At 64.7% G+C, this 16,688-nt stretch carries 15 protein-coding genes and 1 tRNA gene; 9 read left to right on the forward strand and 7 right to left on the reverse strand.

The window, feature by feature from the left end; genetic code table 11:
* Positions 1-16 precede the first annotated feature (16 nt).
* Positions 17-1,753, reverse strand: a complete 1,737-nt coding sequence (gene treS / locus AC1C2M_RS05020) for a maltose alpha-D-glucosyltransferase (protein WP_495435439.1) — start codon at positions 1,751-1,753, stop codon at positions 17-19.
* Positions 1,754-1,857: 104 nt separating this feature from the next.
* On the opposite strand from treS, the gene AC1C2M_RS05025 reads away from it, so the two are divergent.
* From AC1C2M_RS05025 to AC1C2M_RS05035, 3 genes are all read left to right on the forward strand, one after another.
* Positions 1,858-2,793: an alpha/beta fold hydrolase gene (locus AC1C2M_RS05025; RefSeq protein WP_495435440.1), complete on the forward strand. Its 936-nt coding sequence runs from the start codon at positions 1,858-1,860 to the stop codon at positions 2,791-2,793.
* Positions 2,790-3,380, forward strand: coding sequence for a hypothetical protein (locus AC1C2M_RS05030; RefSeq protein ID WP_495435441.1), 591 nt, complete (start codon positions 2,790-2,792; stop codon positions 3,378-3,380). The genes AC1C2M_RS05025 and AC1C2M_RS05030 overlap by 4 nt, the downstream gene beginning before the upstream one ends.
* Before the next feature lie 68 nt (positions 3,381-3,448).
* Positions 3,449-3,667 carry a hypothetical protein gene (locus AC1C2M_RS05035; RefSeq protein ID WP_495435442.1) on the forward strand — a complete coding sequence of 73 codons (219 nt, stop codon included), beginning with the start codon at positions 3,449-3,451 and terminating at the stop codon, positions 3,665-3,667.
* 53 nt (positions 3,668-3,720) lie between these two features.
* On the opposite strand, the gene AC1C2M_RS05040 is transcribed toward AC1C2M_RS05035, so the two are convergent.
* On the reverse strand, positions 3,721-4,278 hold the full coding sequence (locus AC1C2M_RS05040; protein ID WP_495435443.1) for a DUF2247 family protein: 558 nt from the start codon (positions 4,276-4,278) through the stop codon (positions 3,721-3,723).
* A 171-nt stretch (positions 4,279-4,449) separates the two neighbouring features.
* Here AC1C2M_RS05040 and AC1C2M_RS05045 point away from each other — a divergent pair, with 171 nt between their 5' ends.
* Positions 4,450-5,466 carry an NAD-dependent epimerase/dehydratase family protein gene (locus AC1C2M_RS05045; RefSeq protein WP_495435444.1) on the forward strand — a complete coding sequence of 339 codons (1,017 nt, stop codon included), beginning with the start codon at positions 4,450-4,452 and terminating at the stop codon, positions 5,464-5,466.
* 28 nt (positions 5,467-5,494) lie between these two features.
* On the opposite strand, the gene AC1C2M_RS05050 is transcribed toward AC1C2M_RS05045, so the two are convergent.
* A complete protein-coding gene (locus AC1C2M_RS05050) occupies positions 5,495-6,343 on the reverse strand; it encodes a Sir2 family NAD-dependent protein deacetylase (RefSeq protein WP_495435445.1) in 849 nt (282 codons plus the stop codon).
* 123 nt (positions 6,344-6,466) lie between these two features.
* Here AC1C2M_RS05050 and AC1C2M_RS05055 point away from each other — a divergent pair, with 123 nt between their 5' ends.
* Both AC1C2M_RS05055 and AC1C2M_RS05060 read left to right on the forward strand, forming a co-directional pair.
* On the forward strand, positions 6,467-7,306 hold the full coding sequence (locus tag AC1C2M_RS05055; protein ID WP_495435446.1) for a TrmH family RNA methyltransferase: 840 nt from the start codon (positions 6,467-6,469) through the stop codon (positions 7,304-7,306).
* An 11-nt stretch (positions 7,307-7,317) separates the two neighbouring features.
* A complete protein-coding gene (locus AC1C2M_RS05060; RefSeq protein WP_483404079.1) occupies positions 7,318-8,553 on the forward strand; it encodes a D-alanyl-D-alanine carboxypeptidase family protein in 1,236 nt (411 codons plus the stop codon).
* 26 nt (positions 8,554-8,579) lie between these two features.
* On the opposite strand, the gene AC1C2M_RS05065 is transcribed toward AC1C2M_RS05060, so the two are convergent.
* A complete protein-coding gene (locus tag AC1C2M_RS05065) occupies positions 8,580-9,416 on the reverse strand; it encodes an SGNH/GDSL hydrolase family protein (RefSeq protein ID WP_483404078.1) in 837 nt (278 codons plus the stop codon).
* Positions 9,417-9,491: 75 nt separating this feature from the next.
* On the opposite strand from AC1C2M_RS05065, the gene AC1C2M_RS05070 reads away from it, so the two are divergent.
* Positions 9,492-11,339, forward strand: coding sequence for a DEAD/DEAH box helicase (locus tag AC1C2M_RS05070; RefSeq protein WP_495435447.1), 1,848 nt, complete (start codon positions 9,492-9,494; stop codon positions 11,337-11,339).
* 89 nt (positions 11,340-11,428) lie between these two features.
* Here the strand turns inward: AC1C2M_RS05070 and AC1C2M_RS05075 are convergent, their stop codons facing one another.
* A complete protein-coding gene (locus AC1C2M_RS05075) occupies positions 11,429-13,420 on the reverse strand; it encodes a sensor histidine kinase (protein WP_495435448.1) in 1,992 nt (663 codons plus the stop codon).
* A 28-nt stretch (positions 13,421-13,448) separates the two neighbouring features.
* Positions 13,449-14,114: a response regulator transcription factor gene (locus AC1C2M_RS05080; RefSeq protein ID WP_495435449.1), complete on the reverse strand. Its 666-nt coding sequence runs from the start codon at positions 14,112-14,114 to the stop codon at positions 13,449-13,451.
* 221 nt (positions 14,115-14,335) lie between these two features.
* Between AC1C2M_RS05080 and AC1C2M_RS05085 the strand changes: the two genes are divergently transcribed.
* Complete coding sequence (locus tag AC1C2M_RS05085; protein WP_495435450.1) at positions 14,336-15,046, forward strand: DUF4386 family protein; 711 nt, start codon at positions 14,336-14,338, stop codon at positions 15,044-15,046.
* Positions 15,047-15,132: 86 nt separating this feature from the next.
* Here AC1C2M_RS05085 and AC1C2M_RS05090 read toward each other — a convergent pair.
* Positions 15,133-15,216 (reverse strand) — tRNA-Leu (locus AC1C2M_RS05090).
* A 119-nt stretch (positions 15,217-15,335) separates the two neighbouring features.
* Between AC1C2M_RS05090 and AC1C2M_RS05095 the strand changes: the two genes are divergently transcribed.
* Entirely contained in the window at positions 15,336-16,676 is a 1,341-nt protein-coding gene (locus AC1C2M_RS05095; RefSeq protein ID WP_495435451.1) for a M20/M25/M40 family metallo-hydrolase, read from the forward strand.
* Positions 16,677-16,688 lie beyond the last annotated feature (12 nt).

Here is a 16,688-nt window from a genome sequence, read left to right on the forward strand (position 1 = left end):
CGACCGACAGCCCGGTTCAGCCGTGCCGGTGTTGCGCAAACGGCGAATCACCCGGGCGTGCGATGTGCAGCCAGTAGAAGCTCTGCGTGGCTATCGTCAGGGTCACCCGGCCCGTGTCATCGAACGGGGGGAACTCGGCGCCACCGAACAGGTCGAACAGCCGGCAGCCTGCGAGGTCGGGTGCGACGAGTGTTGTGGCGACGGGGTGGTGCGAGAAGCTGAAGACGCACAAAATGTCTTCCTGCTCGTCGCCGCTGCTCCTGCCGGTTCCCCTGTAGCTGCGGACGAAGCCCAGCACCGACTCGTGGTCCGCCTGGAGTACCTCGATGCTGCCCATTCCGAGCGCGGGATGACCCCTCCTGACGTGAATGACGTTCCGTACCCAGTGCAGCAGAGACCGTGACTGGGCGAGCTGGGACTCGACGTTGACGAGCGTGTAATTGAAGACGAGCGACTGGACGACCGGCAGGAAGAGTTTGCCGGGATCTGCAGAGGAGAACCCGGCGTTGCGGTCAGGCGTCCACTGCATCGGTGTGCGGGACGAGTCCCGGTCGGCGAGCCAGATATTGTCGCCCATTCCGATCTCGTCGCCGTAGTAAATGAATGGGCTCCCCGGCAGCGAAAAGAGCAGGGCGTGCGCCAGTTCGAGTTCCGCGCGCGAGTTGTCGAGCAGGGGAGCGAGGCGGCGGCGGATTCCGACATTTGCGCGCATCCGTGGGTCATAGGCGTACCAGCCGTACATCGCCTGCCGGTATTCCTCACTGACCATTTCGAGGGTGAGCTCGTCGTGGTTGCGAAGGAAGACACCCCAGCCGGCCCACTCGGGAATGTCCTGGGTCTCCGCGAGAACCCTCGCGAGTTCCTCGGCCTGCTGCGACCGCAGCGAGTAGAAAATACGGGGCATGACCGGAAAGTCGAACGCCATGTGGCACTCGGGCTCCTCATCGGTACCGAAGTACTCGGAGACCTCCCTGGGCCACTGATTGGCCTCGGCGATGAGTACGCGGCCCGGGTACTCGAGGTCCACCATCGCCCGGAGCAGCTTCGCGAAGCCGTGGGTTTTCGGCTCGCCTTCACCGTTGCCATCGTCTGACTCGTAGAGGTACGGGATGGCATCCAGGCGGATGCCATCCACACCCATATCGAGCCAGTAACGTATCGCCTCGAAGATCGCCTCATGCACCGCAGGGTTCTCGAAGTTGAGGTCTGGCTGGTGCGAGAAGAACCTGTGGAAGAAGAACTGCCGGCGCACAGGGTCGAACGCCCAGTTGGAGTCCTCAGTGTCGGTGAAGATGATCCTGATGTCTGGCCACTTCTGGTCGGAATCGCTCCACACGTAGAAGTCACCGTACGGTCCATCGGGGTCGCTGCGGGACTCCTGGAACCAGCGGTGCTGGTCAGAGGTGTGGTTGAGTGGCATGTCGATAATGATGCGCATGTTGCGCTCGTGGGCCTTCGAGACCAGATCGCGGAACTCCTCGAGGCTGCCGAACTCGGGCAGGATGGCCTGGTAGTCAGAGACGTCATAGCCTCCGTCCCTCAGCGGCGAGGAGTAGAACGGCGGAAGCCACAGAGCATCGACGCCCAGCCACTGCAGGTAGTCCAGCCGCGTTACCAGACCCTGCAGGTCACCGGCGCCGTCCCCGTTGCTGTCGACGTACGAGCGGACCATGACCTCGTAAAAGATCGCCCTGCGGTACCAGAGCGGATCGCGCGCGAGCCCCGGCAACTGTATGGGAGCGGTGAAGGTCACGGGTATCCAATCACGTCACTGTGCGAGCCAATGAATCCTTGGCTTGAGTCTAGGGTCGCCGCCTTCGGCTTGGCAGGAGCCACAGTGCCTAAACTGGGAACGCCATGACAACGACCTCGCCATACTCCAGCCTTCTCGATCGCATTCCGGTGACGAAGCAGCAGATCTCGATCGGCGGGAGCAGTGCCGCCTACTGGGAGTACGGCACGCCGTCTGACCGCCCGACAATCGTGATGGTGCACGGGTTCCGCGGTGATCACCACGGGCTCGAACCCGTCGTTGCCCATCTGCCCGGCTTCCACATCATCAGTCCCGACCTTCCGGGCTTTGGCGAATCCGAACCGCTGCGGCTCAGTCGCCACGACCTCGACGGCTATGCCGGCTGGCTGAAGCGATTCGTGGACGCACTCGACCTGGACTCGAAGCCGATCATCCTCGGGCACTCGTTCGGCTCGATCGTCGTGTCCGCGGCACTGGCGCGCACCGGGCTGGCCACCGACCGGCTCATTCTGGTCAATCCGATCGCGGCTCCAGCGCTGTCGGGGCCACGCGGCATCCTGACCCGGCTCGCCGTCATCTACTACCAGCTCGGCGCCGTTCTGCCTGAGCCCATCGGCTTCGGTTTGCTCCGCAACCGGATCATCGTCCGCGTGATGAGCCAGACAATGGCCAAGACGAAGAGCCGGACGCTGCGCAAATGGATTCACAGCGAACACGACAGGTACTTCAGTGCCTTCAGCGATCGTGACGTGGTTCTTGAAGCGTTTCGGGCATCCGTCTCAAACGATGTCAGCGAGTTCGCGGCGTCGATCGATGCGCGCACTCTCCTGATCGCCGCGGACCGGGACGACATCACACCGGTGAGCGCGCAGCACACGCTGACCGCCCTGTTTCCGGATGCAGCGCTCGAGATCATCCCCGACGTTGGACATCTCATCCACTACGAAGTGCCCGAACGGGCAGCGACACTCATCGAGGAGTTCCTCACCCCGGATCCGCGGTCAACATCGCTCGTGGACCGGGACGAGGCGCCACTGTGAAACTCGTCGTTGACTGCCGGTGGGTGACGGGCGATCCCGATGACCACCTGAGTCTCATGAGCCTCGGGCTGATCCGTGCGCTGGCTGAGCGACGACGGTTCGTGATGCTCGTCGGGCCGAAGACGCGGCTGGCGCTGCTGCCGGACCTCCCCTGGGAACTGTTCCCACATCCGCTGAGCCCTCGCGAGTTCCTGACCGGTCGGCGGCTCAACTCGATCGATACCGATGTGCTCTTTTCGCCCGCTCCGACCTGGGGCGGCTGGGGCCGTCGATACGGCCTCGCGATCGCCGGGGGAGTGCCGCACGCCGCGTCCGACGCGCCATTCTCCGAGCGGTTGCGGCTGCTCGTGTGGCGGTTCCCGTTGACCAGGGGAGTGATGACCCGCAGGGCGGATATCGTCGTGGGCGTGTCGCGGGCGCAGCAACGCAGTCTCATCACGGGCAGCGCTCCCGGCCAGCCCGTTGTCACCCTTCACGCGACGGACACGGCGAGCGACGATGTTTCCGCCTGGCGGTCCTCAGCCGAACAGCTTGAGCAGGTGCTGATCGAGCTCGACAACTCGCGGCGGAGCGCTCGAGCCAGGTAAGAGCCTTCGCTGGCTGACTCGGCGCTCGATCTCTGGCGCAGGGAGAGTGCAGCCCATACGCTGGCTCCATGACTGCTTCCCCGGACACCCCGACCCTTCCGCGCTGGCTGTGGGTCGTAGCCCTGGTGTGGACGCTCCTGCTCATCGGCCTCGGTCTCTGGATCGCCCTCACCACCGGCTACTGGATCGCCCTTGTGCTCGCTGTCGCGCTTGCCGCGCCGATCGACGTCATGCTCGTTCGGCACTCACGCCGCGCCACAGCGACGCACGCAGACATCCGTCGCTAGCGAGTACGCCGTTCGGCCGACGCTGATGGTCGTAGAGGGAGCCCGGCGGGGCACTACGGACCCCACTGCCACTGACAGCGCGAGAGAAATGCATCGAGTCGCCGCTTCATCTGAGGGAGTCCGGTTGGCGCGCCTTTCTCAGCCTCGGTATACCGGAGGAAGTGTTTGTAGTTTTCCGGGTAGCCCAATGTACGAAGATGTGTCTCGACGGCATCCCACGGGTCATCGAAGCTCGCCCACACAACGTTGATTCGAGCGAGCCCCACATAAGCCCACACATCCAGGGGCTGACCGAGGGGCGTGCTGGCAGCCACAGCCGCATCCAACAGGGAAGGAACCCGCTCGAGATCGTCTGACAGCAGCAGCGCAATCGTTTCTTCGACGGAACCCTCCTCAAGATCGCCGGCTCGGTATCGCACAACTTCGAGGCTCACGACGTCGGAAGCCGTGAGGAAATCGGCCTCAACCCCGAACCGAACAACGGCCGGCTCGATAAACCTGCTCGCGACGAAACGACGGAGGTCCTGTGCGCCCGGTAGAACAGCTGTCTCGTCCTTCGGGAGAACGGGTGACCGTTTGGAACGCCGTCTGGAACGCTTCGTGAAGAACATGTCATTTTCCTCGGGTCGGAGTGTTGCCTTGAAGTTGCCGGCATTCGGCGTACTTTCCGTCGATGTTATTGGGTGACCTGACCGTTGAACCCTCCGCCCAGCTTCGGGCCGACGTTACGCCTCGAGTGAACCGTCTTGTCTGACGCACGTGAGTCACAGTTCTATGAACGTATGAAGCTTCTCGTACTCGGCGGCACAGAATTCGTGGGTCGCGCCCTCGTCGATGCAGGACTCAACCGGGGCTGGGATGTCACCACGTTCAATCGCGGCACGCATCCGCCACGAGCGGGCGTAACGGCAGTGACCGGTGACCGCACAAGCCCACGAGGCATCCAGAACCTCACCGACCATGACGGCGACTGGGACGTCGTTGCGGATACCTGGTCGTGGGCCCCGTCGACGGTTCGAGACACAACGCGGGCGCTCGCCGCCCGTGCGCGGCGATACGTCTACATTTCGAGCTGCTCGGTCTACGGCTTTCCCACCCAGCCGGGCTCGACCGAGAACTCGCCCGTCGTCGACAGCTCCGCCGACGATGACACGTTCGACGATTACGCCAGGGCCAAGGCTGGGGCAGAGCGTGCTGTGACGGATGCCTTCGGCGAACGTGCAATCCTGGCCCGCGCCGGTCTGATCCTCGGCCCGCATGAGAACATCGGCCGACTGCCGTGGTGGCTGCTGCGCGCGGCCCGTGGCGGACGCATTCTTGCCCCAGGGACCCCGGACGCCGGCATCCAGTACATCGACGCCCGGGACCTCGCCAACTGGGCACTGACCGCAGCCGAGGACGGGGTTTCCGGACCCGTCAATGTCATCAGCAAGCCGTGCCAGACGACCATGGGGGAGGTCCTCGAACTCTGCCTGCGTGCGACCGGCTCGACCGGCTTGCTGGAGTGGGTGACCCCCGAGAGAATCCTCGCCGCAGGAATCGAGCCGTGGACACAGCTTCCGCTGTGGCTGCCACCCGGCGAAGCGCACGACACCATGTACCGCATCGACGTGAGCCGCGCCTATGAAACGGGCCTCAGCATCCGCCCGATTTCCGAGACTGTCGCGGACACCTGGGCCTGGCTGCAGAGCATCGGGGGAGTGCCGCCACAGCGCACGGACCGCCCATCGCCGGGGATCGATCCCCGGCGGGAAGCCGAGGTCCTCGCCGCGCTCAACCGCCCGGCTGACGCCAGGTGACACCGGATCTGGGCAGCAGTCGCCGAACCTAGGTGACCAGTCGCTCCGCGAGCGCGGTCAGGGTTTCGCTCGCCCCGGCATCCAGCTTCACGTCGGCACGCCCATCGCCCTTGGTCTCACCACGGTTGATGATGATGATCGGCAACTTGCTCCGGCGCGCGTGTTCCAGGAGGCGGATGCCGGAGTTGACGACGAGTGACGACCCCGCGATGACGAGCGCGTCGGCTGCGGAAACGATATCCCGTGCCTCCGTGAACTTGTCTGACGGGACAAACTCACCGAAGAAGACGACGTCGGGTTTCAGTGCGCCACCGCACACCGAGCAGACCGGCACCACGAAATTGTCGACGTCAGCGATCTCTGCGTCGCCGTCCGGGTTCAACGTCACGGCATCCGGTCTGGACAGCCACGGGTTTTCCGCTTCGATCCGCGCGGCGATGCTCGCGCGCGCAAAAGTCTGGCCACAGACGAGGCAACTGACCCGGTCCATCGAGCCGTGGAGATCAACCACGCGGCGGGAACCGGCCCGCACGTGCAGACCGTCGACGTTCTGGGTGACGATGCCGGTGACGAGTCCTGCCTCCTCGAGTGCGGCGAGGACCTTGTGCCCGGCATTCGGCCTCGCGGCGTCGAACATGGCCCAGCCCAGGTGGCTGCCGGCCCAGTACCGCTTGCGTGACGAGTCGTTGAGCAGGAACTGCGAGACGGTCATGGGCGTGCGCTTGGGTGCGCCCTCTCCGCGGTAGTCGGGTATTCCGGAGTCGGTGCTCATTCCGGCACCGGTGAGGACGGCAAACCGCCGCCCCTCGAGGAGCGCGTATGCTGCATCAAGCCGATCAGTGTCTATCGCTGGTGTTGCGCTTGCGAGCGTTGTCATGTGAACCTCCGAACCTCGCAGATGTCACGATGGTAAACAACTCACGTGTCGGGATTGTTTCGCGACGCACATCCACCGGCCTGTCTCTCGCAAACCCTACGCCACCCACCCGAAGGACCACCCGTGCGAATCGTCCCCATCGACAGCCTCGACATCGAGGGTCTCGGCGACTACGCCCGCCTCACCGACGTCGCACTCCGCCGTGTGAGCGAACCCGCTGGCGGCCTCTACATCGCCGAGTCGCACAAGGTCATCGCCCGGGCGCTCAACGCGGGCCACACACCTCGTTCGCTGCTTCTTCAGGAGCAGTGGATCCCGGATGTCACTCCGCTGCTTGCCGATTTTCCCGATGTCCCGGTCTACGTCGGTGACGCGGCAACCCTCGAGTCGCTGACGGGTTACCACATGCACCGGGGGGCGCTCGCCGCGATGCACCGGCCCCCTCTGCAACCGATGGAAGACGTCATCCGGGATGCTACCCGGATCGTCATCCTGGAGGACATCGTCGATCACACCAACGTCGGTGCGATCTTCCGGGCCGTTGCCGGCCTCGGCGCGGACGCCGTTCTCATCACGCCGCGGTGCGCCGACCCGCTCTACCGCCGCAGTGTGAGGGTCAGCATGGGAACCGTCCTCCAGGTGCCGTGGACCCGAATGCCTGAATGGCCGGAAGCGCGGCGGATCCTGGACGAGGCCGGCTTCCACGTCGCCGCCCTCGCCCTCGACGATCGCGCGATCACCCTCGATGACTTCGCCGCTCACCTCCCGGACAAGATCGCCCTCACGATGGGCGCGGAGGGGGACGGCCTCAGCGCCCAGGCACTGGAGGCAGCCGACTCGACGGTGATCATCCCGATGATGCACGGTGTCGACTCGCTCAACGTCGCCTCGGCGAGTGCGGTGGCGCTCTGGGCGATTCGCGACCGCCGAGCCTCGCCGGACGATCCAACAGCGCGCAGATAGACTTCATATCCGTGTACCAGTCCCGTCAGCCGCTCTCAGACCGACGGGTGTACCTGCGACGCAGGCTCACCGTCTTCGGTGTCCTCGTTCTCATCCTCGGGATCATCGGTTATCTCGCGTTCGCCGTGCTCCGTCCGCTCCCTGCGACGGCCGCGACCCTCGAACCAGCGGAGACCATTACCCAGACCGTCACCCAGGTGGCGTGGCCGGCGTACGGCAACGGCGCGATCGGCGCCGTTGGCTTTGACGGCATCCTCTCCAGTCACGGCTCACAGGAATCGACGCCGATGGCCAGCATCACGAAGTCGGTGACGGCCCTCGTCGTGCTCGAAGCGATGCCCCTGGGCGAAGGCGAATCGGGACCGCAACTTACCCTCACCGAAGACGACCAGCGCATCTACACCGAAGTGATCGCCGAGGGGGGTTCGGCCGCACCCGTTGCCGTCGGGTCCGTCTTCACGGAGCGCCAGTTGCTCGAAGCGTTGATGTTGCCGTCGGCCAACAACTACAGCATCACCCTGGCCAACTGGGCATATGGATCTGTGGATGCCTTCCTCGTGGCGGCCACAGCCTGGCTTGGCACACACGGCTTCGCCGGCACGCATCTCGCGGACTCCAGCGGCATCAACCCGGACAGCAGATCGACACCGGCCGATCTCGTCAAAATCGGCGAAATGGTCCTCGCTCACCCCGTTCTTTCCGAGATCGTGTCGCAGCAGTCGGCAGACCTGCCGATCATCGGGCCGGTGAGCAACACAAACAAGATCCTCGGCCAGGGGGGAATCATCGGACTGAAGACCGGGACGACCCGCGTCGCCGGCGCCTGTCTGCTGTTCGCGGCCGAACTCACCGTTGGCCGAGAGACGGTCACGGTGGTCGGGGTGATTCTCGGCGCGCCCAACCATAAAGAGCTCTTCTCGTCGGTGCTCGGTCTCCTCACGACCGTCGAGGCTGGCTTCAGGGAGCTTCCCCTCGTCACCGAGGGAGAGTCATTCGGAAGCTACACCACACCGTGGGGCACGACATCCGACATCGTCGCCACCGAATCGGCATCCGTTCTGGTGTGGCAGGACGCGTCCGTCGCTGTTGAGGTCTCTGCGTCACCCCTGATTTCGGGCCCATCAGGACTCGACGTCGGTGAAGCGACCTTCACCGTCGCGGACTCGGTCATCGACGTCCCGCTCGCTCTGTCCGATGACCTCACCGAGGCTGACACCGGCTGGCGAATCACCCATCCGTCCGACTGACGCACGACCCACCGAACGCGTCGCGTTCAGTCCCCGGCTGGAAGGTCGCCGTCACGGAAGAATTTCTCCGCCTGCGGCCGCTTTGCGGTGATGAAGTCCCCGGAGGACTGGTGACGCAGGCGCCGGAGGACCCACGGAACGAAGAACTGTCGCGCCCAGACGAAATCCTCCGTGCGTGCCTCCCGCCAGGTCGCCGGCCGTACCGGCTCAGGCTTGAGCGGCTCCAGGCCGTTGGGAACCGCGAGGGAATCAAGCACCATCCTGGCCACGGTGTGGTGGCCGAGTGCATTGAGGTGCAGCCGGTCGTTCGACCACATCCGCGCGTTCTGGATCTCGGTCAGCGCCCACTGGTCGGCGACGATGCAGTCGTACTTCGCCGCGACGCTCCTGAGGTTCTCGTTGTAGATCGCCACCTTGCCACGGATGGTGCGCAACACCGGTGAGAAACCGACGTCGACGCCGGTAAAGAGCACAATGGTGGCGCCGTCCCGCGAGAGCCGGGCGATCGCATCGTCCACTTTCTGCGCGATGACGTCCGGATCGGTACCCGGACGAAGTACGTCGTTGCCCCCCGCCGAAATGGTGATCAGATCAGGGTGGAGGTCAAGGGCGGGTTCGATCTGATCCGCGGCGATTTGAGCGATCAGTTTTCCGCGTACGGCCAGATTGGCATAGGCGAAATCGTCCACACCCTGCGAGAGCACTTCGGCCACGCGATCCGCCCAGCCCCTGTGGGCTCCCGGCGGCGACGGGTACGGGTCTCCGATGCCCTCGGTGAACGAATCTCCGAGAGCGACAAAACGCGTCCACGGATGCGGCCGCTCCTGAAAAATCGAAACCTCGTCAGAAGATAATGCGTCCATCAACCCGAGTTTACCCGGCGAAGCATCATCGGTCACGGTCCGTGACGTGCCGCTCGTCGGGTAGATTGGTATCCAGTGAGTACAGAGTTCCAGCCGGTCCCCCCAAAGTCCGAAGCACCAGCAATCCGCATCGGAACCAGCGCCGCCGAACACCTCTCACCCACCTTCCCTGAGCGTGCAGCGTGGGGAACGGTCTCCAAGCTTCGCGCCTGGCAGGAAGAGGCGCTCACCGCCTACTTCGTTCACGAACCCCGCGATTTCCTCGCCGCTGCAACGCCCGGCGCCGGGAAGACGACGTTCGCGCTTCGGCTCGCCGCCGAACTGCTCGCCCGCAAAACCGTCGATCGCATCACCGTGGTCGCGCCGACCGAGCACCTCAAGAGGCAGTGGGCGGATGCCGCACACCGCGCAGGCATCCGACTCGACCCGATGTTTTCCAACAGTGACGGCCGCTACGGCAGCCACTATCACGGCGTCGCCGTCACCTACGCGCAGGTCGCGGTCCGCGCCGCGCTGCACAAGGACATCACCGAGTCACACCGCACCCTCGTCATCCTCGACGAGGTGCACCACGGCGGTGACGCGCTCAGCTGGGGTGACGCGATCCGTGAGGCCTTCGAACCGGCAACCCGCCGGCTCTCGCTGACCGGGACCCCGTTCCGGTCGGACACCGCCCCGATCCCGTTCGTCAGCTACCTGCCGGACAAAGACGGCATCCGCACGTCACTCACCGACTACAACTACGGCTACGGTCGCGCACTCGCCGACGGCGTCGTTCGCCCGGTCATGTTCATGGTCTACGCCGGACACATGCGCTGGCGGACCAACGCCGGCGACGAGATGGAAGCCAGGCTCGGCGAGGGCAACACCAAGGACATCACCTCGCAGGCCTGGCGTACGGCGCTTGACCCGGCAGGGGAGTGGATCCCGCAGGTGCTGCAGGCTGCCGACCGGCGCCTCAGCGAGGTGCGCCATGGCATCCCGGATGCCGGTGGCCTGGTCATCGCGACCGACCAGACCGCGGCACGCGCGTACGCGAAGATCCTGCACGGCATCACCGGGGAACCACCGACTGTCGTTCTGAGCGATGAGAAGGAAGCATCCGACCGCATCGACGACTTCTCGGCGGGCACGAGCCGCTGGATGGTCGCGGTCCGCATGGTTTCCGAGGGCGTCGACGTGCCACGGCTCGCGGTTGGCGTCTACGCGACGAGCGCATCGACCCCCCTGTTCTTCGCCCAGGCCATCGGACGGTTCGTGCGGGCCCGGCGTCGCGGTGAAACGGCATCCGTTTTCCTCCCCGATGTTCCCAACCTGATGAACCTCGCGAGTGCCCTCGAACTCGAGCGCGACCACGCGCTCGATCGGAAAAGCGACGGCAGCGGCGAGGGGGACATGTGGAACCCGGAAGACGCGATGGTCGCAGAGGCCAACCGCGAATCCAAGGGGTCCGATTCGCTCGGCGATGAGTTCCGGTACGAGGCCATGTCTTCGTCGGCGAACTTCGACCGCGTCGTTTACGACGGGGACGAATTCGGCCAGTGGGCAGAGCCGGGCACTGAGGAAGAGCTCGACTTCATCGGCCTTCCCGGCCTCCTCGAACCCGAGCAGGTTCACGAGCTCCTGACGCAGCGTCAGGCGCGGCAGGCAAAGCGCCACTCGACCCGCAGCGAGGCACCTCAGGCGACGGCAACAGACAAGTCGACCGATGTCCCGCCGCCGCTCTACCGGACGCTCAAGGAGCAGCGCAGCCTCCTCAACAGCCTCGTTGGGCTGTACGCGAAGTCCACGAATCAGGGCCATGGCCTCGTTCACGCTGAGTTGCGGCGGATGTGCGGCGGACCCGCCGTTCAACAGGCCAGTGTGACGCAACTGCAGTCCCGCATCGAGCTTCTGCGGAAGCGGATGAACGGTAGGCGCTGACCCGACCCGCGGTAACGCTGTGATCCTCGCGAACTTCGCCGCGGTGTCGTGACGCGCGACCAGCACGAGTGTCAAAGCTGGTGATGTCGTCAGCCATCCAGGGGAAGGCGGACGTCGACACGCCATCCGCTCACCGACGGTCCCACGACGGCGGAGCCGCCCAGTTCTTCTGCGCGGTCGACCATGGATTCGACGCCGACTCCGGGCTTCCACTCGGTCACCGGTTCCCCGTCATCGTCCACGACGATTCGAATTTCCGCACCCACCGATACCGCCACTGTGCAGATCGAACCAACCGAGTGCTTGAGCACGTTTTCCAACGATTCAGCCACAATTCGATAGGCCGCCAGTTCTGTGGCGGGTGAGAACTCCGGAAACGCGGGGTCAACGGTGGCCCGGATGGTGACCGTCTGGCGGGGGTCGTCGTTCAGACTGGAAATGCGTCTGCGTAGTGCGCCGTCGAAACCATACTTGTCCAGTTCGACCGGTCTCAAGCCGTACACCACCCGACGTACGTCACTGATGGATGAGCGTACCTCGTGGCGCAACTGGGTCAGCAGCTCGGCTGCACCGTCCGGGTCGCTGTGGACGAGGTTGAACGCCGCATCGGCGTGGAAGGCTGCCCCGGTGAGCGCCGGGCCGAGACCATCGTGCAGCTCGCGGTGGAGCCGCTTTCTCTCTCGTTCACGGGCTTGGGCTGTGGCAGAACGGGCGGATTTGAGTTGTTCGGCCAGTTCGATGGCGTGCTGGGCAACCGAGAGCGGGACCCCAATCAGGCTGAGTGCCCGCCGGTCCGCGTCATGGAGAGTTCGCTCGCCCCGGCGAAGGGCGACGACGAGTGTTGATTCGTGGTGCCCGCGGTAGGCGAGGTCGACGGTCGCGGTCGCAGTGACGCCGGCCAGGTCTCCGGCGGACGCGATCGTGGGCCCGTCCGGCTGTTTTCTGAGCGCCAGGTAGGGCAACCGGAGATCCTGCCGAGCCCGTTCGAGCAACATGGACAGATCGCCGTCCGATCGCTGGAGCTGCTGGGAGAGAGCCAACGCCGTCGTGAGCTGGTCTTCGCGGTTACCGTAGAAGGCGCGCGTGATGAGCCGCTGGAGCATGATGCGGAGCGGATTGAAAACCAGCGCCACCCCGATCGCTGCCGCAATCGGAACCGACTGATCAGCGGAGGCGGGCACGACGAGGTTGAGGCCAGCGACAAGCGCGACGTAGCCGGCAATGGTCGCCCCGATGGCCAGTGTGTAGATAAGCGTCCGGGAGAGGACGATTCGGATGTCAAGGAGCTGATACCGCAGGATGGCGATGGCGATGGCGACGGGAAATAGGGCGACACCAAGAAGCGCGAGAATTGGCCCATCGCCGGTGATCCATCGCTGTGAGTTGAGCAGTCCGGCAGCGAAAAACGCGAGGATCAGCCACAGCAGTTGTCTCTTCTGGCGTTCGCTACCGGTCACGTACCGTTCGAGAAGCGAGAGACCGACCAGCACGTAGAAGGCACCCGTCAGTACCGTCGATGCCTCGGCCAGCACTGTCGGTGGCTGGTACCCCACCGACAGGATGGACGCCGTCCGTTCGTCGCCGAGGAGACTTGCGTCAGACAGGACCCCTGCGACGACGTTGTATGCGGCAGAGACAGCGATGCCAATTGCGAGCGGCAGCCATCGTCTGGAGGGGAGGTGCCCGGTGGGAAAGAGCAGCAGCGCGAGCAGGAACAGTCCAGGCAGCCCGATGAGCCACCCGACGTGGAACGCTGTCGTCAACGACCGTGTCACGACTACCGGCCACCCGTCGCTGACCCCCCACAGGATGAGCGTTGCCCCCGCTGCGGCGGCCAGGTGGCCGGTTCCGCAGACGAGCAGCAACCACCCCACCGCGTTGGACGGCCGAAACCACGCGAGCACTGACCCCGAAGACACCAGGCTCGCCCCGATCACCAGATTCGTCAGGGTGTAGCTGTCAACGAAGAGACGGAACGGCGTACCGAAGGCGAGAGCGATACCGATCGCCAGCACAGCCAGCACGGCGCCGATGCCGCTCACGATGATGACCACCCCGTGAGTTCGGCTCCGGCGGCGCATGGGGCGTTCCTGGACAGGAACCTCGGACTCAGTCACGGCGCCCCAGACCTGCTTCCCTCGCCAGGACGATAGCCCGGCTTCTCGTCGCAGTTCCGAGCTTGAGGAAGATGGACGAGATGTGGTTGCTCACGGTCTTGGGTGACAGGTGGAGTTCGTCCGAGATCGAGGCGTTGTCGATGCCCGTCGCAATGAGGTGGAGAATCTCGCGCTCGCGCGCAGTGAGGCGCGGCAGGACGGGGGCAGGCGCGGGGTGTGCAAGACGGTCGAGCACCCGACCGGCAACCGGGCCGCTGAAAATCGCTTCTCCCGCGGCGACGGCGCGAATTGCACGGTCTATTTCCCCCTGCTCCGCACCTTTGACGAGATAGCCACGCGCGCCCGCACGCAGTGCGTCACTGACCAGGTCATCGTCGTCGTACATCGTCAGGATCAGCACGTTGATGTGTGGTGAACGATGGAGGATCTGTTCCGTTGCCTCGATGCCGCTCATGTCGGGCATGCGAAGGTCCATGACGACAACGTCCGGGGCGCGCAGCGCCGATTCCCGTACGGCCTCTCGGCCAGACCCGACCTGACCGACAACGGTGATCCCCGGAAGGGTACTGAGCAGCGATACCAACCCGTGTCGGACCACGGGGTGGTCATCGGCAATCAGGACGGAAATGCTGTCGCCGCGCTGACTCGGGCGCTCCATTGCTTGATTATGCTCGCTCCCTGGCCAGGGGTGATAGGTGCCTGCCCCCAAATCACCCGGGCAAAATCACCCGTGCCATCAGGGCGAAGCGGGGCCGGGGTCCCATCCGTCAGTCGTGTGGTCGCCTCGATCATGGTGTCAGCGGCAATCGGTGCCGCGCCGGAAGATCACCTGGAGGTTTTCACATGGTCACTGACAACTCAGCCCGCGCTGATCGGAGAGTGTCGCCCAGAACCACGTCAGCGCCGACGACCACTGCGGATGTGGCCGTTCGGGACGTCCGTACGCTTCGGCGTTGCGTAGCGGCGGTCCTTTTGCCCGTCGGCCCTGCGGCGGTGTCGCTGATCCGCTTCACGCTCCCTGGGGCACCAGTCGGTGAGACCGTCGCGGCCAATCAGGGTGTCCAGTCCGCCGTTCTGTGGCTGGACGTGCTTGCCCTGTTCACGTTGCTCCCGGGAGCGTGGGCGGCGCTCCAGCTCGCACGACGGCACAGCCCTATTCTGGCGCTCATCGCTGGTGCGTTCCTCGTACCCGGCTACCTCGCCCTGAGTGTCCTGACCGGCCTCGACGCCGCGGTACTGGCGGCAACTCAGATCGGTCTGAGCCCGGACGAGGTCACGGCGCTGGGTACGCGACTTCTGGCGATGCCGAGCCAGGACTTCCTTCTCAGCGTATTCATCGTCGGACACATCGTCGGAGTGGTTCTGCTTGGAGTCCTGAGCTACCGGCGCAGGTTGATGCCACGGGCGGTGGCGATCCTCCTTGTGATCTCACAACCGCTTCATTTCGTCGCGGTTATGACCGACGTTCGCTGGCTCGATCTGATCGCCTGGAACCTGACAGCGCTCGGAATGGCTTTCCTGGCCTGGCGGATCCTCCACACACCGAATGACGAATGGGAGCTGGGGCCACTCCCGGGACGCGATACCTGACAGATCACATATTGACGGGTTAAAAGCGAAAAGCCGGATCCAATGGACCCGGCTTTTCTACTGTCTCAACACAGTTCTTCACAATGTGCGCGAAGGGGGACTTGAACCCCCACGCCCGTAAGGGCACTAGCACCTCAAGCTAGCGCGTCTGCCATTTCCGCCACCCGCGCATTGTTTTGTTTCTGTTTCTGGCCGGTTACCGAAGCACCCTGCCGAGAGAAAACTTTAGCACGGTTTTCGGGACGCAATGAACACACACCGTCTGTGCCGACACCGATAGCGTTGTGGCATGAATTTCGACGCGCAATCACCAGGCACGGCACAGGCTCCCATCGACGCTGGGCTCGACGAGACCGTGCGGCTCGCCAGGGACCTCATTCGCATGGACACCACCAACTACGGCGGGGGTAAGTCCAAGGGGGAGACGATTGCCGCCGAATACGTCGCGGAGTACCTGCGGGGACTCGGTCTCGAGCCGGAACTGATCGACTCAGATCCCGGACGCACCAGCGTCGTCGCGCGGGTCGCTGGACGCGACAGCTCGAAGGGCGCACTCGTCGTTCACGGCCACCTCGACGTCGTCCCTGCCGACCCGCGCAACTGGAGCGTCGATCCCTTCGGTGGTGTGATCCGGGACGGGATGCTGTGGGGCAGGGGAGCGGTCGACATGAAGAACATGGATGCCATGATCCTCACCGCGGTGGCCGACATCCTGCGGGGTGGCGAACGCCCGGCGCGTGACCTCATCCTGGCGTTCTTCGCCGACGAGGAGAACGGCGGAGTCCTTGGCTCTCATCACCTCGTCTCGACCCGCCCTGACCTGTTCGAAGGTGCGACCGAGGCCATCAGCGAAGTGGGCGGATATTCCATCACGCTCGGCGGCAAGCGCGCGTACCTCGTGCAGACCGGAGAAAAAGCTCTGCTGTGGGTGAAGCTCATCGCGAGGGGTCCGGCGGCTCACGGCTCGCGCGTCGTCCGGGAGAACGCCATCACACGCCTGGCCGAAGCCGTCGCGGCCGTCGGCAGGCAGGAATGGCCGATCAGGCTCACCGATACGACGACGGCACTCCTCGACGAAGTCGCCCGCATCCTCGGCGTCGACCCGCAGGCACTCGGCCCGGACGAACTTGCCCTCGCGACCGGAACGGCATCCGGCTTCATCCAGGCGTCACTCCGCACCACCACGAATCCCACAGTGCTGACGGCCGGATACAAGCACAACGTCGTTCCGGACACCGCAGAGGCGCTCGTCGATATCCGTTCGCTGCCCGGTGAGGAAGACGCTGTCCTCGCCGCGGTGCAGGAACTCGTCGGACCCGACATCGAAATCGAGGTGATGCACCGGGACGTCGGCCTCGAGAACGAGTTTGCCGGCCCGCTGATCGACGCCATGATCGAAACGCTCAGGATCCACGATCCCGGCGCCGAGGTGCTGCCATACCTCCTGCCGGCGGGTACCGACAACAAGGCTCTGTCAATGCTCGGCATCACCGGATACGGCTTCGCTCCGCTCCTCCTGCCACCCGAGCTCGATTTCCCCGCCATGTTCCACGGTGTTGACGAGCGTGTCCCGCTCGACGCATTAGTCTTTGGCAGGCGGGTTTTGACCGACCTGCTTCGCACTTACTGACGAAAAGCAAGG

Source organism: Mycetocola sp. Y444 (assembly GCF_059445295.1).